The 14,828-nt window shown below is 75.0% G+C and carries 16 protein-coding genes; 8 read left to right on the forward strand and 8 right to left on the reverse strand.

The features are described 5' to 3' along the window. Nucleotides 1-20: 20 nt before the first annotated feature. Entirely contained in the window at nt 21-1,295 is a 1,275-nt protein-coding gene (locus tag FB476_RS11835; protein ID WP_141819015.1) for a class I SAM-dependent methyltransferase, read from the forward strand. Here the strand turns inward: FB476_RS11835 and tsaD are convergent. Genes tsaD through FB476_RS17140 form a run of 5 tightly spaced genes read right to left on the reverse strand, consistent with a single transcriptional unit; the run spans nt 1,292 to nt 6,157 of the window. Then, nucleotides 1,292-2,341 carry a tRNA (adenosine(37)-N6)-threonylcarbamoyltransferase complex transferase subunit TsaD gene (tsaD, locus tag FB476_RS11840; protein WP_141819017.1) on the reverse strand — a complete coding sequence of 350 codons (1,050 nt, stop codon included), beginning with the start codon at nt 2,339-2,341 and terminating at the stop codon, nt 1,292-1,294. The two genes, FB476_RS11835 and tsaD, sit on opposite strands and share 4 nt — an antisense overlap. Beyond that, entirely contained in the window at nt 2,338-2,805 is a 468-nt protein-coding gene (gene rimI / locus FB476_RS11845) for a ribosomal protein S18-alanine N-acetyltransferase (protein ID WP_238329685.1), read from the reverse strand. The genes tsaD and rimI overlap by 4 nt, the downstream gene beginning before the upstream one ends. Next, nucleotides 2,802-3,515, reverse strand: coding sequence for a tRNA (adenosine(37)-N6)-threonylcarbamoyltransferase complex dimerization subunit type 1 TsaB (tsaB, locus tag FB476_RS11850; RefSeq protein ID WP_141819019.1), 714 nt, complete (start codon nt 3,513-3,515; stop codon nt 2,802-2,804). The genes rimI and tsaB overlap by 4 nt, the downstream gene beginning before the upstream one ends. A gap of 9 nt (nt 3,516-3,524) precedes the next feature. After that, nucleotides 3,525-4,790, reverse strand: a complete 1,266-nt coding sequence (locus tag FB476_RS11855) for an HD-GYP domain-containing protein (protein ID WP_141819022.1) — start codon at nt 4,788-4,790, stop codon at nt 3,525-3,527. After that, nucleotides 4,787-6,157 (reverse strand): HD-GYP domain-containing protein, encoded by a 1,371-nt coding sequence (locus FB476_RS17140; RefSeq protein ID WP_141819024.1) that lies wholly within the window; start codon nt 6,155-6,157, stop codon nt 4,787-4,789. The genes FB476_RS11855 and FB476_RS17140 overlap by 4 nt, the downstream gene beginning before the upstream one ends. Nucleotides 6,158-6,621: 464 nt before the next feature. On the opposite strand from FB476_RS17140, the gene FB476_RS17240 reads away from it, so the two are divergent. Next, nucleotides 6,622-6,696, forward strand: coding sequence for a 50S ribosomal protein bL37 (locus FB476_RS17240; protein ID WP_369299113.1), 75 nt, complete (start codon nt 6,622-6,624; stop codon nt 6,694-6,696). 71 nt (nt 6,697-6,767) lie between these two features. Here the strand turns inward: FB476_RS17240 and rsrA are convergent, their stop codons facing one another. The 3 genes from rsrA to FB476_RS11880 form a co-directional block, all read right to left on the reverse strand. Then, on the reverse strand, nt 6,768-7,064 hold the full coding sequence (rsrA, locus tag FB476_RS11870) for a mycothiol system anti-sigma-R factor (RefSeq protein WP_141819061.1): 297 nt from the start codon (nt 7,062-7,064) through the stop codon (nt 6,768-6,770). Continuing rightward, complete coding sequence (locus FB476_RS11875; RefSeq protein WP_238329686.1) at nt 7,061-7,717, reverse strand: sigma-70 family RNA polymerase sigma factor; 657 nt, start codon at nt 7,715-7,717, stop codon at nt 7,061-7,063. The genes rsrA and FB476_RS11875 overlap by 4 nt, the downstream gene beginning before the upstream one ends. 133 nt (nt 7,718-7,850) lie before the next feature. After that, nucleotides 7,851-8,723, reverse strand: coding sequence for an SGNH/GDSL hydrolase family protein (locus tag FB476_RS11880; RefSeq protein ID WP_141819063.1), 873 nt, complete (start codon nt 8,721-8,723; stop codon nt 7,851-7,853). Between the two features lie 79 nt (nt 8,724-8,802). Here FB476_RS11880 and FB476_RS11885 point away from each other — a divergent pair, with 79 nt between their 5' ends. Genes FB476_RS11885 through FB476_RS11910 form a run of 6 tightly spaced genes read left to right on the forward strand, consistent with a single transcriptional unit; the run spans nt 8,803 to nt 14,826 of the window. Next, nucleotides 8,803-10,044 carry a pyridoxal phosphate-dependent aminotransferase gene (locus FB476_RS11885; protein ID WP_141819065.1) on the forward strand — a complete coding sequence of 414 codons (1,242 nt, stop codon included), beginning with the start codon at nt 8,803-8,805 and terminating at the stop codon, nt 10,042-10,044. 10 nt (nt 10,045-10,054) lie between these two features. Continuing rightward, nucleotides 10,055-10,891 carry an SOS response-associated peptidase gene (locus FB476_RS11890; RefSeq protein ID WP_141819067.1) on the forward strand — a complete coding sequence of 279 codons (837 nt, stop codon included), beginning with the start codon at nt 10,055-10,057 and terminating at the stop codon, nt 10,889-10,891. Further along, entirely contained in the window at nt 10,888-11,577 is a 690-nt protein-coding gene (locus FB476_RS11895; RefSeq protein WP_141819069.1) for an alpha/beta hydrolase family protein, read from the forward strand. Before FB476_RS11890 ends, FB476_RS11895 begins: the two co-directional genes overlap by 4 nt. A 28-nt stretch (nt 11,578-11,605) precedes the next feature. Beyond that, entirely contained in the window at nt 11,606-12,919 is a 1,314-nt protein-coding gene (gene aroA, locus FB476_RS11900; RefSeq protein ID WP_141819071.1) for a 3-phosphoshikimate 1-carboxyvinyltransferase, read from the forward strand. Further along, on the forward strand, nt 12,916-13,947 hold the full coding sequence (gene rsgA / locus FB476_RS11905) for a ribosome small subunit-dependent GTPase A (RefSeq protein WP_141819073.1): 1,032 nt from the start codon (nt 12,916-12,918) through the stop codon (nt 13,945-13,947). The genes aroA and rsgA overlap by 4 nt, the downstream gene beginning before the upstream one ends. Nucleotides 13,948-14,007: 60 nt before the next feature. After that, nucleotides 14,008-14,826 carry an inositol monophosphatase family protein gene (locus FB476_RS11910; RefSeq protein WP_141819075.1) on the forward strand — a complete coding sequence of 273 codons (819 nt, stop codon included), beginning with the start codon at nt 14,008-14,010 and terminating at the stop codon, nt 14,824-14,826. Nucleotides 14,827-14,828 lie beyond the last annotated feature (2 nt).

Below are 14,828 nucleotides of genomic sequence, written 5' to 3' on the forward strand. Positions count from 1 at the left end.
GCGTGATCGACAATGGGACGGTGACAGGACCGGACGAGGACGCCCCCTCCCCCGCCGACCTGCTCCGCCGGCTGGCGGGTGACGAGGGGCGCGAGCTCCTCGCCTCGCTGCCGCCCTACCGCGACGACGAGGTCCTGGCGCTGACCGCCCGGCTCCGGGCCAGGGGTCTGGACGCGGCTCTGGTCTCCGCCGCCCTGACGCAGGCCCGCCTGCGGGCCCGCGCGCGGGTCCGCCTCGGCCCGCTGGCCGACCGGCTGCTCCTGACCGCCGACGGCCTCGAGCAGGCCACCCGGCCCGCGGTCGCCCGCCGGCACGCGGCGCGCTTCGCCGACGCCGGGGTCGACCACGTCTGGGACCTCGGGTCGGGACTGGGTCTCGACTCCCTCGCGCTGGCCGGGGCCGGCCTGGCCGTGACGGCGGTCGAGCGTGACGAGGAGGTCGCCGCGGCCGCGACGGCCAACCTCGCCCCCTACCCGCGGGCCCGGGTGCTGCGGGCCGACGTGCACGACATTCCGGTGGCCGACGGGGACGGCGCCTGGCTCGACCCGGCCCGCCGCACGGCCGGCGTCGCCGACGCGCAGGGCCGCACCCGCCGGCTCTTCCGGCTCTCCGACCTCTCGCCGTCCTGGGAGCACGTCCTCGGGGTGGCCGCCCGGGCCACGGCGACCGGGGCCAAGCTCTCGCCCGGCTTCTCCGTGGGCGACCTTCCGGCGGGTACGGAGGCGGAGTGGGTCTCCCTCGACGGGGACGTCGTCGAGTGCGTCGTCTGGTGGGGCGCCGCGGTGCGCCTCCCAGGCGGGAGCGCGGTCGTCGGCACGTCGGGCCCCGAGGACGCCTCCTGGGAGGTGGTGCGGCCCGCCGAGGACGCCCCGCCCCCGCTGACGCCCGGGGAGCAGCCGGATGCCTGGCTGGCCGAGCCCGACGGCGCGGTCCTGGCCGCCGGCCTGGCGGGAGCGCTGGCCGCCACGGTCGACGGGCGTGAGCTCGACGGCGGGGTGGGTTATGTCACGGCCCCCGCACCGGTCGAGCTGTCCTGGGCGCGTTGGTTCGCGGTGGAGGAGGTCCTGCCGCTGCACGCACGCCCCGTGCGCGCCTGGCTGCGCGAGCGCGGCGTCGGCCGGGTGACCCTGAAGAAGCGCGGGGTCCCCACGGACGTCGAGCGCTTCCGCACCGAGCTGCGGCTGCGCGGTGGTCGCGGTGCCCCGGAGGCCACCCTCGTGCTCACCCGGATCGCCGGCGCGCCGTCGGCCGTGGTGGTGCGCCCCCAGGGGCGCGCCCCCGGACCCCCGGCCTAGGAGCGGACCTGCTCCACCGGCTGGGACGAGTCGGCGGGCAGGTCGAGGCGGGAGGCCTCGCGCCCCTTCGTCACCATCTCGGCGCCGAGCGCGGCCACCATCGCCCCGTTGTCGGTGCACAGGCCCGGCCGCGGGACGCGCAGCCGGATCCCCGCGGCGTCGCAGCGCTCCTGGGCCATCGCCCGCAGCCTGGAGTTGGCCGCCACGCCGCCGCCGATGAGCAGGTCGTCGACCCCGTGCTCCTGGCAGGCCAGCACCGCCTTGCGGGTGAGCACGTCCACGACCGCCTCCTGGAAGCTCGCCGCGACGTCGGCCACGGGCACCGGCTCCCCGCTCTCCTGGCGCGCCTGGACCCACCGGGCCACGGCGGTCTTCAGGCCGGAGAAGGAGTAGTCGAAGCGGTGGCGCTGCATGTCCCTGCCCGCTGTCAGCCCGCGCGGGAAGTCGATCGCGAGCTGGTTGCCCTCCCGGGCCGCCCGGTCGATGTGCGGACCGCCCGGGAAGGGCAGGCCCAGCAGCCGGGCGACCTTGTCGAAGGCCTCCCCCGCGGCGTCGTCGATCGTCGACCCCAGCGACCGGATGTCGTGGGTGACGTCGGGCACGAGCAGCAGGTTGGAGTGACCGCCGCTGACGAGCAGGCCCATGGTGGGCTCGGGCAGCGGACCGTGCTCCACCACGTCGACCGCCACGTGGGCGGCCAGGTGGTTGACGCCGTAGATCGGCTTGCCGAGGCCCAGCGCGAGCGCCTTGGCGGCGGCGACACCCACGAGGAGCGCGCCCGCGAGACCGGGCCCCGCGGTCACCGAGACGGCGTCGAGGTCCTCGAGCCGTACACCGGCGTCGGCGCAGGCACGTTCGATCGTCGGGACCATCGCCTCGAGGTGAGCGCGGCTGGCCACCTCGGGCACGACACCGCCGAAGCGCGCGTGCTCGTCCACGCTGCTCGCGACCGTGTCGACGAGCAGCGTCTGCCCGCGCACGATGCCGACGCCCGTCTCGTCGCAGCTGGTCTCGATGCCCAGCACCAGGGGTCCGTCGGTCGTCATCGGGTCAGCTCCTTGCGCAGGACGAGGGCGTCCACGGCGGGAGCGCCCTGGGCGGATCGGTAGTAGCCACGCCGGGTGTGCACGAGCTGGTAGCCCCGCGTGGCGTAGAGGCCGCGGGCCGGCTCGTTGTCGGCGCGGACCTCGAGCAGGACGCCCGACGCCCCCGCCGCGGCGGCGGTCTCGTGGAGGAGGTCCAGCAGGCGCGCACCCAGGCCCGTCCCGCGGTGCTCCGGGCCGACGGCGATCGTCATCACCTCGGCGTCCTCGCCCGCGGTGCTGAGCCCGGCGTAGCCGGCGATCGTGCCGTCCGCGTCGTCGGCCGTCGCGACCCAGTAGGCCCGCTGCGGACGCTGCGCGAACTCGGACCAGAAGAGCCCCTCGGACCAGGCGTCGACGGGGAAGCACTCGGCCTCGAGACGGGCCATGCCCGCCAGGTCGCGCCAGCCCGCCTCGCGCACCCTCACGACGGCGTTCCCGGCCGCGCAGCCGTCGCCATCGCGGTGCCGGGGGCGGCCACGGCGTCGGGCCGGCGCAGGTAGAGGGGCTCAGGGTCGAGCAGACCGGTCGCGGCGTCCGGGTGGGAGCCGTTGAGCAGGCGCACGGCGAGGTCGGCGAGCACGCCCGGGTCGACGTCTCGCGGCCCGTCGGGGAGCCGGTGCGGCAGGTGCTCGGCGTAGAGCTCGGCGCCCCGCCCGACGACCGGCAGGGCCCGGACGTCGTCGGGAAGGTCGGCGGCGCGGGCGACGCCGGGACCGTCCAGCCTCCTCGCCCCCTCCGGCGTGACGTCGTAGACCGCCCAGTAGACCTCCTTGCGGCGGGCGTCGGTCGCCACGAGCAGACGCCCGAGGTGGGCGCCCGAGGTGGCCACCTCGTGGGCGAGCGCGTCGAGGGAGCAGACGCCGGCCGGCGGGGCCAGGCGGAGGGCGTGCGCGAGCACGAGACCGGTGACCACGCCCACGCGCAGACCGGTGAAGGGGCCGGGGCCGACGCCGCAGACGATGCCCGTCAGCTCCTCGCGGTCCACCCCGGCACGCTCGAGCACCTCGGCGACGCCGGGGGCGAGCAGCTCCCCGTGCCGGCGGGCGTCCTCGTGCACGACCGTGGCCACCACCCCGGTGCCGTCGTGCAGGGCGGCACCGATGGCCGTGGTCGAGGTGTCGATCGCGAGAAGCACGGGCTCAGGCTACGACGCCCGCTCGGAGGCCGCCGCCCGTGAGCCCGGGAGCAGCTGGCGCAGACGCCCCAGGTCGGTGCTGCCGAGCACCCCGGTGCGCACCAGGTGCCGGATGAGCGCGTCCACGACGTCGGGGTCGTACTCGTAGGGCGTCGCACGCAGGATCCGCTCCACGGCCTCGGCCGGGCTGTGCGCGCCGCTCAGCCGGGTGCCGGTCCCGGTCAGGTCGTCGTAGGCGGAGATCACCCGGACCACGCGGGACGCCATCGCCACGTCTCCCCGCTCGACCGCCCAGTGGTGGGGCACCCCGACGTCCGCGACCAGGGGAGCGAGCCGGGAGAGCTCGGCGGTGCGGGCCAGGACCGCCGCACCGGTGGCGGCGATGCGTCGCTGGTCGCGCAGCGAGATCTCCACCGTCGCACCGCCCGGGATCGGGCGCCACAGGCCGACCTGGCCGACGTCGTGCAGGAGGGCGGTCGCCTCCACGTCCGGCAGGTCCGCGTCGTCCACCCCGGCCTCGCGTGCGACGGGCACCGCCAGTCGGGCGACCCGCACGGCGTGCCCCGGTGCCGTGAGGCCTGCCTGGTCGGTGAGCCGCGACAGGGCGAAGAGGGTCTGGCGCTGAGCCTCGCGGATCCGGCGCTGCCTCGCCACCGCGGGCTGGAGCAGGGCCATCGGCACGAGGAAGAGCACGAAGGTGGGCCAGCCGAGGTCGCTCAGGGAGAGCGCCATCACGGCCGCGGTCGAGGCGGTCGCGAGGGCCAGCGGACCGTGACGCACCAGGTGCCCGCCGACGGTGGCGCGCAGCGATCCGCGCTCGCGCAGCGCCTCGTAGGCCGCCCGGGCCACGACGGGCACGCCGACTGCCACGACGGCGACCACGAGCAGCAGGAGCGCCATCAGGGGCGCCGGGTCCCCCTCCTGGGTGGTGGCCCGCTCCAGCAGGCTGCGGGCGCCTCCCGGGCCGATCCGGGCCAGGACCCCGGCGACGACGACCGTGGACACCGTTCGGGCCAGGTCGTGACGCAGCGAGCCCCAGCGCCGGCGCGCGACCCCGACGCCCACGGTGGCCAGGCAGGCGAGCGCGAGCGGGCCGAGGAGCCCGAGCAGGGAGTTGGGGTCCCCCTCGCCGGACGGCCACCCCGTGGAGACCACGAGCGCCACGGCGGTGGCCTGGGCCAGCGGTGCGTCGCGGACCACCCCCGGCACCGCGATGCGCCAGGCCTCGCCGACGACCATCGCCAGGAGGGCGACGACCGCGATCTGCAGCGTCACGGCACCCTCACCCCCGGGTCGGGCTGCCACTCGGCGAAGGTGTCGCTCACCGACGGATGGTCGTGGTCCCACCGCGGGCGTGCCGCGCGGGCGTCGGGACCGGCGGCACGGACCTGCTCGGGTGCGTGGGGGTCGGCTGCCGCCTCCTCGACCACGGGCTGCGCCCCCGCGCGCGAGAGGACCTCCGCGAGGGCGTCGACGACCTGCGGGTCGAACTGCGTGCCGGCCCGGCTCCGGATCTCGGCGAGCGCCTCCTCGCGCGGGACCGGGGTGCCGGCGCCGTCCGTCGTGAGCGCGTCGTAGGCGTCGGCGACGGCGATGATGCGGGCCGCGAGCGGGATGGTCTCCCCCTCGAGGCCGGCGGGATAGCCGCGGCCGTCGAAGCGCTCGTGGTGGTGGGCGATGGCGGGCAGCGCGCCGGTGAGGAAGTCCATGCCCTTCAGCACCGCGACCCCCGCCTCCGGGTGACCGCTGATGGCGCTGAGGTAGGCGATGTCGTCGGGCTCGACGTCGGTGGGCAGCTCGGGCCGCACCGCCACGAGGCCGATGTCGTGGAGGAGGGCGGCGTAGCGCAGGTCCTCGGCCTGCTGCCCCCCGAGGTCCAGGATGCCGGCCATCCGGTCGGCCAGGTCCGCCACCCGGGCGCTGTGGCCCACCGACACGGGGTCCGCCTCCTCCAGGGCGGCGACGAACGTCGTGACCGTCTCCTGGTGCTCGCGGCGCGCCAGGGCCTCGCGCCCGATGGACCAGTGCGCGACGACGAGCGGCCCCAGCACGAAGAGCGCGCTGAGGGCACCGAGGTCGGGGCCCACCCACAGGACCACGAAGAGGAACCCCACGACGAGATGCGTGAGGGTGCCCCAGCCGAGGGTGCGGAGCGCCTCGCCCGCCACGGTGAGCACGTGGCTGCCGCGGACCGCGTTGGCCATCAGCCCGATCGAGACCGCGTTGAGGAGCGTCATCGCGCCGTGGGCCACGGCCAGGGGCAGCCCGGCGTCCAGGAGCGGACGGTCGAGCTCGACGTCGGTCGCGAGCCCGTCGGCGAGCAGCAGGTAGACCACGCCTCCCACCGCCCCGATGGCGGCCGCCATCGCGGCGTTGAACAGCCGGGTCCGCAGCCGCTGCTGACGCACGTCGCAGAGGTAGGCGAACATGCCGACCAGCGCCGCCCCGACCGGGCCGACGAGCGCGACCGCGGCCGCGAGCACGACGGAACTGACCGAGACGCCGAGGTGCGGCCCGAGGTTGCGCTCCCGCAGGAGGACGCCGCCCAGGCCGAGCACCGCGAGCGGGAGCACCACGCCCGGCTCGAGCCGGGCCCCTTCCCCCAGGAGGTGCCAGCCCCACCAGCAGAAACCCCCGGCCACCGTGGCCAGGAGCGTGATGACGAGGCCTACTCGAACGGAAGAGGGGCGAAGGGCGGTCCGCCCTTCGCCCCTCTGTCGCTGGTCGCTCGTCAGTCCTCCCAGTTGAGGATGCCGTCGGAGATGGCGGTGAACGGAGCGGAGAACGAGAAGCCGGAGAGCAGGTTCAGGAGCTGCAGCACGATGACTTCCTTTCGTGCGTGCCACGGGATAGGCACTTCGGTCGGGGTTGCCGGCGCGTGTCGGCCGTGTCCCAACTGTCCCACAGCGCGCGCACAGGGGTCGAGACGAAGAGGCGTCTGACGTGGAAATTTGGACAAGTCTTTACGTTACGTGTGATCTGTATCACAGCGGGTTCGGATGGGCGCCGACGCGTGTGCGATGATGGGTCGGATCGTCTCCGGCGGGCCCTGTGGTGCCGAGCCGGAGCTGGACTCCGCAGACACCACGACCCCCGGGAGGCAAGTATGAGCAAGCGTGCACGCAAGCGTCGCGACCGCAAGAAGAAGGGCGCCAACCACGGGCGCAAGCCCAACGCCTGAGCGTTCGCGACAGCAGACGAGAAGGGCCGGTCCGCACCTGGTGCGGACCGGCCCTTCTGTCGTGCCTGGTGTCAGCCCTGCTCGGGCCGGCGCTGCTCCACCACCGTGACGGAGGTGGCGGTGGCCGTGATGCGGGTCAGGATCTGGCTCCGGAGGGTGTCCGGCGCCTGCTCGCAGGCGCAGGCCCGGCGCACGAGCGCCTTCACCAGCAGGTCGCGCTCGTACTCGGCGAGGCAGCGACCGCACTGGTCGAGATGCGCCTCGATCCGTGCCCGGTCGACCGGTCCGGCCTCGTTGTCGACGTACTCGAACAGGCGCAGGACCACGTCGGCGCAGTCGGCCGCGCCCTTCTCCTCGTGCCGGCTCATCGGGTGCCCTCCTTGACGAACCCGCGCTCGCGGGCGTAGTCGGTGAGCAGCTCGCGCAGCTGCTTGCGGCCGCGGTGCAGCCGGGACATCACGGTGCCGATGGGGGTGTCCATGATCTCGGCGATCTCCTTGTAGGAGAAGCCCTCCACGTCGGCGAGGTAGACCGCGAGGCGGAAGTCCTCGCCGATGGAGGCGAGCGCGCGCGTCACGTCGCTGTCCGGCAGGTGGTCGAGCGCCTCGGCCTCGGCCGACCGCAGCCCGGAGGACGTGTGCGACGCGGCGCGCGCCAGCTGGTAGTCCTCGACCTCGGCCGCGTCGGACTCCAGCGGCTGGCGCTGCTTCTTGCGGTAGCTGTTGATGTAGGAGTTGGTGAGGATGCGGTACATCCACGCCTTCAGGTTGGTCCCCGGCCGGTACTGGTGGAAGGCCGCGAACGCCTTGGCGTAGGTCTCCTGGACCAGGTCCTCGGCGTCCGTGGGGTTGCGGGTCGTGCGCAAGGCGGCGCTGTACATCTGGTCGAGCAGCGGCATCGCCTCGCGCTCGAACCGGGCGGCCCGCTCCTCGGGAGTCTCCGTCGCCACGTCCACGGTGGCGTCGGCCTCCGCCACGGCCTGGGCCTCGAGCTCCTCGATGGTCGGCTGGTCGGTAGTCATTGTCGACCAGCCTAGCCCGGAACCCTGGACGAGGGCGCTGGCGCCGACGCGTTCGCCGGGGGTGACTGCGGTGATGAGCAAGGGTGCCTCCTGCACGGTGGGGACGCAGGTGAGAACGGCACCGGGTGCGGCTTCATTCCCCGTCGGCGGGTGGCCCGAGGGCCCGGGCCACCGCGTCAGCCCAGATGCGGGTGCCCGCCTCGTTGGGGTGCACGGGGTCGGCCAGCAGGTCCGCGAGGGGCCGGCCGCTCTCCGAGAAGGCCCGCGCCACGTCGACGATCCCCAGCCCCTCCTGCGTCGCCCAGTCGGCCACCGCCTCCCGCACGTCCGCCCCCTCGCCGTCCAGACGGGGCTGCTGGAGGATCACGACGACGGGGACGTCCCTGCCCGCGCTCCCCCGCACCGCGTCCAGCGCCTCGGCGAGCTCGGCGGCGATCTCGGACGCGGGCGAGTTGTGCCCGTAGTTGAGCAGGACGAGGTCCGGCCGCTCGGGAAGGAGCGCACCGGCGTGCTCGGCGACGTAGCCGGCACGCGCGCCGGTGTGGTGGCCGCTGTAGATGGTCACCGCCCCCGCTGCCGGGCCCGCTCCCCCGTCGGAGACGAGCCGGGGCTCGATGTAGCCCGCCTCGGTCCACTCGTTCCACGACACGACGGTGACCGGCCGGTCCGTGCCGAGGTCCCGGGCCCACGTGTAGGTCCACTCCCACGTCTCGTTGCCCGTGGAGTCCCCCAGTGCGGCCACCACGACCGGGGCCCCCGAGGCCAGCACGGCGCGGGCGGCACCCAGGGGGTCGCCCGCGGGGCGGGGCGCGTCGGGATCCTCGGTGGGGACGGGCTCCCCCGTCGACCGCGCAGGATCGGCCGTGGCGGGGGTGGTCTCCACGCCCGAGGGCAGGTCCCGGAGGTCCACCCCGGTCCCGGGCAGCGCGGTGCGGAGCAGCGTCAGGGCGACCAGCCCCACGGTCAGGACCGCGAGCCCGATCAGCCCCAGGTCCTTCCGACGCACAGCGGTGTCCCTTCGTCCCTCACCCCCGTGCGGTTGGCCGGGTCCCAGCGTACCGCCACGGAAGTGGGACCATAAGAGGGTGAACCCCGTACCCCGGCACCACCTCAAGCCGCTGAACCAGCCGCTCAAGCTGCAGAACGTGCTCTACGAGATCCGGGGGCCGGTCGCGGCCAGGGCCGCCCAGCTCGAGGCCGAGGGGCACCGGATCCTCAAGCTCAACATCGGCAACCCGGCACCCTTCGGCTTCGAGGCGCCGGACACGATCCTCCAGGACATGATCGCCGCCCTGCCCACGGCGCAGGGCTACTCCGACTCCAAGGGCATCCTTCCCGCGCGGCGCGCGATCGTCTCCCGCTACCAGGAGGTCCCCGGCTTCCCGGCGCTCGACGTCGACCGTGTCTACCTGGGCAACGGCGTGTCCGAGCTGATCATGATGACGCTCCAGGCGCTCCTCGACGACGGCGACGAGGTGCTGATCCCCTCCCCCGACTACCCGCTGTGGACCGCCGCGACGAGCCTCGCGGGCGGGACCCCCGTCCACTACCTCTGCGACGAGGAGGACGGCTGGAACCCCTCGGTGGAGGACATCCGCGCCAAGGTGACGCCGCGCACCAAGGCCATCGTCGTCATCAACCCCAACAACCCCACGGGGGCCGTCTACTCGAAGGCGGTCCTCGAGCAGCTCGTCGAGGTGGCCCGGGAGCACTCGCTGCTGCTGCTGGCCGACGAGATCTACGACCGGATCCTCTACGACGGGGCGAAGCACACCTCGCTGGCCACGCTCGCGCCCGACCTGCTCTGCCTGACCTACAACGGCCTGTCGAAGACCTACCGGGTCGCCGGCTACCGGGCCGGATGGGTCGCGATCACCGGGCCGACCGCCCACGCGGCGGGCTTCCTCCAGGGCATCGAGCTGCTGGCCTCCACCCGCCTGTGCCCCAACGTGCCCGCCCAGCACGCCATCCAGGTGGCGGTCTCGGGACACCAGAGCATCGAGGAACTGGTGGCCCCGGGCGGCCGGCTGACCGAGCAGCGGGACATCGCCGTGCGGATGCTCTCCGCCATGGACGGCGTGTCGGTGGCCCGGCCGCAGGGAGCGCTCTACGTCTTCCCGCGGCTCGACCCCGAGGTGCACGAGATCCGCGACGACGAGAGGCTCGTCCTCGACCTGCTGGAGCAGGAGAAGATCCTGGTCGTGCACGGCACCGGCTTCAACTGGCCGACCCCGGACCACCTGCGGATCGTCACGCTGCCCTGGGGCACCGACCTGCAGGCGGCGCTGGAGCGGATGGGCAACTTCCTGGCGAGCTACGTGCAGTGACGGTGCCCTGATGTGCGGCAGGTATGCAGCCACGGCCCACCCCGACGAGCTGGTCGAGGACTACGAGGTCGACCTGGACGCCACCGCCGAGCCCTCGCGCAGCGTCCTGAAGAATCCCCAGCAGCCGCCGCCGGGCGCCCCCGACCACAACGTCGCCCCGAGCAAGCAGGCGCCGGTCGTCCTGACGAGGGCGCCCAGGGGCGCCGAGGACGCCGCACCGCTGCGGCAGCTGCGGCTGCTCACCTGGGGCCTGGTGCCGTCCTGGGCCAAGGACCCCTCCGTCGGCGCGCGGATGACCAACGCCCGGGTCGAGAGCGTGCTGGACAAGCCCGCCTTCGCCCGCGCCGCGGCCGGGCGGCGCTGTCTCGTCCCGGTCACCGGCTGGTACGAGTGGCAGGCGAGCCCGGTCGCGACCGACGCCAAGGGGCGGCCGCGCAAGCAGCCGTTCTTCATCACCCGGGCCGACGACGCCCCGCTGGCGCTCGCCGGGCTCTACGAGTTCTGGAAGGAGCCCGACGCCCCCGCCGAGGACCCGCTGTCGTGGATCGTCTCCTACACGATCCTGACGACCTCGGCCGAGCCCGGCCTCGACCGCATCCACGACCGTCAGCCGGTCGCGCTCGACCCCGCCCTGTGGGACGACTGGCTCGACCCGGCGCTCACGTCGCCCGACGAGGTCCGCTCGCTGCTGGACGCCTCGCACGTGCCCGGTCGGTTCCGCGCCTGGGCCGTCAGCACGGCCGTCAACTCCTCGCGCAGCAACGGCCCCGCGCTCCTGGACCCGCTCCCGCGCGACCAGCTGGTCGGCGCGGTCGACCCGGCGACGGGCGAGGTCCTCGGCGGATGATCCCGGACGAGGCACGGGACGCACCGCGCACGGACGTGACCACGGGCGAGGGCACCGCCCAGGTGCGCGTGATCCCCGCCGCCGGCGCGACCGCACCCAGGGGCACCCTCCTGCTCGGGCACGGCGCGGGCGGCTCGCGCGACGCCGCCGACGTGCTCGCCCTGGGTGGGCTGGTCGAGGAGGGCTGGACGGTCGTGCTCGTCGACCAGCCCTGGCGCGTGGCCGGTCGCCGGGTGGCGTCGCGCCCGGCCAGCCTGGACCTGGCCTGGCAGGACGTCATGGTCGCGCTGGCAGACCCCGGCTGGCAGGAGACCTACGCCCCGCTGCCCCGCCCGTGGGTCGTCGGCGGGCGCAGCGCAGGAGCACGGGTGGCCTGCCGGACCAGCGTCGCGGGGGCGGGGCCCGCGGTGGCCGCCGTGGTCTGCCTGGCCTTTCCCCTGCACCCACCGGGCAAGCCGGAGCGCAGCAGGGCCGAGGAGCTCCTCCTGCCCCTGGCGGCGGGGTTGCCCACCCTCGTGGTCCAGGGCACCCGCGACCCCTTCGGGGGACCTGAGGAGATCGCCGCCGCGGTCGGGAGCGAGCGCGAGCGGCTGACCCTGGTCCCCGTCCCCGGCGCCCACTCACCCAGCCGCGACCTGGCCACCGTCCGGGCCGCGGTCTCCGACCTCCTCTCCGCGCTACCGTGAGAGCCCCCTCCCGCGAAGGATCTGCTCGATGACCGACCCGTTGCCCTGGCCCGCACCGTCCGCCTCCGGACCGGTCGACGCCGTCGTGACGGTCCCCGGGAGCAAGTCGCTGACCAATCGCTGGCTCGTGCTCGCCGCCCTCGCCGAGGGCACGAGCACCCTGCGCCGACCGCTGCGGTCCCGCGACAGCGAGCGCATGGTCGACGCGCTGCGCGCCCTGGGGGTCGAGGTCGACGACCGCGACGACCAGGCGTGGTTCGTCACCCCGCCCGTCGCCCTGCACGGGGACGTGGACGTCGACTGCGGCCAGGCCGGCACGGTGATGCGCTTCGTGCCTCCGGTCGCGGCCCTGGCCGCGGGGCCCGTCCGCTTCGACGGCCACCCCACCGCCCGGCTGCGGCCCGTCGGACCGGTCCTCGAGGCGCTGCGCGGGCTGGGCGCCGACGTGGAGGACGGCGGTCGTGGCACCCTCCCCTACACCGTGGACGGTCGGGGCGGCCTGCGCGGCGGCACCGTGGAGATCGACGCCTCGGCGAGCTCGCAGTTCGTCTCGGCCCTGCTGCTCGCGGGCGCCCGCTTCGAGCAGGGGCTCCTGCTGCGCCACACCGGCGCCTCGCTGCCCAGCCTCCCCCACGTGGAGATGACCCTCCAGGTGCTCGAGCAGGTCGGGGTGCGGGTCCACCGGCCCGACCAGCACTCCTGGCGCGTCGAGCCCGGGCCGGTCGCGGCCTTCGACGTCGTCGTCGAGCCCGATCTGTCCTCGGCGGCACCCTTCCTCGCGCTGGCGGCGGTGACCGGTGGCACGGTGACCGTCAGGGACTGGCCGACCACGACGACGCAGCCCGGCGACGGCCTGCGCCGGATCCTCCAAGGGATGGGCGCCACCACCTCCTTGTCGCCGGAGGGCCTGCTCGTGCAGGGGGCCGGCGACGGCCGGCTCACGGGCGTCGACCTCGACCTCTCCGCCGTCGGGGAGCTGACCCCCGTCGTGGCGGCCCTGGCCACCCTCGCCGACGGGCCGAGCCGGCTCCGCGGCATCGCCCACCTGCGAGGTCACGAGACCGACCGGCTGGCGGCGCTCGTCACCGAGATCGGCCGCTTGGGGGGCCGGGCCCGGGAGACCGACGACGGCCTGGTCGTGGAGCCGACCGGGCTCTCGGGAGCCCTGCTGCGCACCTACCACGACCACCGGATGGCGATGTTCGCCGCCGTGGTGGGGGCCGTGGTCCCCGGGGTCGAGATCGAGGACGTGACCACGGCCGACAAGACCTTCCCCGACTTCCACCTGGCCTGGGCCGGGGCCGTCGCCACCGGCCGGGACGCGGGGGACGACCGCCCGTGAGCCGCTACGACCACCTGGACGAGTCGGTCGTCCGCACGCGCCCCTCGCGGCGCGGAAGCCGTCCCCGCACCAAGGAGCGGCCCGCCCACGAGGACGCCGTCGTCGGCATGGTCGTCGGGGTGGACCGCGGCCGTTACACGACCCGGGTCGGCGAGCGCACCGTCGTGGCCATGCGGGCGCGCGAGCTGGGCAGGACCCGCATCGTGGTCGGCGACCGCGTCGCCATGGTCGGCGACACCTCGGGGCAGCCCGACACGCTGGCCCGCATCGTCCGCATCGAGGAGCGGGAGACGGTGCTGCGGCGGAGCGCGGACGACTCCGACACCGTCGAGCGCATCATCGTCGCCAACGCCGACCAGCTCGTCGTCGTCACCGCGCTGGCCAACCCCGAGCCCCGGCCCCGGATGGTGGACCGGTGCCTCGTCGCCGCCTACGACGCGGGCCTCGACCCCCTGCTGGTCCTGACGAAGGCCGACCTGGCCGATCCCGGCCCGTTCCTGGAGCACTACCGCTCGCTCGACGTCCCCCACGTCATCACCCGGGCCGCCGGCCCTGCGTCCGACGGGCGCGAGAGCCTGGACCCCGCGTCCGTCGAGGAGGTCCGCGCCCACCTGGTGGACCGCGTCAGCGTGCTGGTCGGGCACTCCGGGGTGGGCAAGTCCACCCTCGTCAACGCGCTCGTGCCGGAGGCCGGGCGTGCGACGGGATCGGTGAACGAGGTCACCGGGCGGGGACGCCATACCTCGACCTCGGCCGTGGCCCTGCCCCTGCCGGAGGGTGGCTGGGTCGTGGACACCCCCGGCGTGCGGTCCTTCGGTCTCGGGCACGTCGACCCCGCGACCTTCGTCGAGCACTTCGACGACCTCGCGCCCGGCACGGCCGGCTGCCCGCGCGGGTGCAGCCACGACGAGCCCGACTGCGCCCTGGACGAGTGGGTCGCGCAGGGCCATGCCGGGCCGTCGGGACCGGGGCGGCTGGAGTCCCTGCGTCGCCTGCTGCGCAGCCGTTCCGGCGACGAGCGCGGCTGAGTGGGGCCGTCCCCGGCGAGGATCCCGGGCGGGGCCGCGACCTGCGGCTACGGTGGGCCGGTGGCCACCTTCGACGACGACCTCCGCCTCGCGCACGTCCTCGCCGACGCCGTCGAGCGCACGGCGCTGGACCTCTTCGGCTCGCTCGACCTCAAGGTCTCCGTCACCGACGACGGGGCCCTGACGACGCAGGCCACCGAGCGGCTCGAGGAGCTGCTGCGCCACCAGCTGCAGCGCACGCGCCCCCGCGACCGGGTCGAGGGCCGGGTGCTCGAGCCCACCGGCCAGGGCGACCGGCGCTGGGTCCTGGACGCCCTCGACGGCACGGCCAACTACGTGCGCGGCGTCCCGGTCTGGGCCACCCTCATCTCCCTGGTCGTCGAGGACCAGCCGGTGCTCGGCCTGGTCGCGGCGCCGTCGCTGGCCCGGCGCTGGTGGGCGGGCACGGGATCGGGCGCCTGGACCGGTCGTCAGCTCAGCCGGGCGCGGCAGGTCGCGGTCTCCGACACCTCGGTCCTCGAGCACGCCTCGGTCTCGGTCGACGAGGTCGCCTCCTGGCTGTTCGGCCCCCACGGGCAGGGCTTCGCCCAGCTCTCCGACCGGGTATGGCGCACGCGGGCCTACGGCGACTTCTGGAGCCACGCCCTCACGGCCGAGGGGGCCACCGACGTCGCACTGGCGGCGAGCATGGACCGCTACCAGCTCTCCACGCTCAACGCGCTCGTGCGCGAGGCGGGCGGGCGGATGACCGACCCGTGGGGCGCCGAGGTGGTCGGACCCGGCACGGGCACCACCTCGACCCCGGTGGTCGTCACCAACGGCGTGCTCCACGACGCCGTGCTGGGCGCGCTGGCGCCGTCGACGGGCGCTCAGGGCTGACC

It is taken from the genome of Ornithinimicrobium humiphilum (assembly GCF_006716885.1).
GTDB classification, from domain to species: domain Bacteria; phylum Actinomycetota; class Actinomycetes; order Actinomycetales; family Dermatophilaceae; genus Ornithinicoccus; species Ornithinicoccus humiphilus.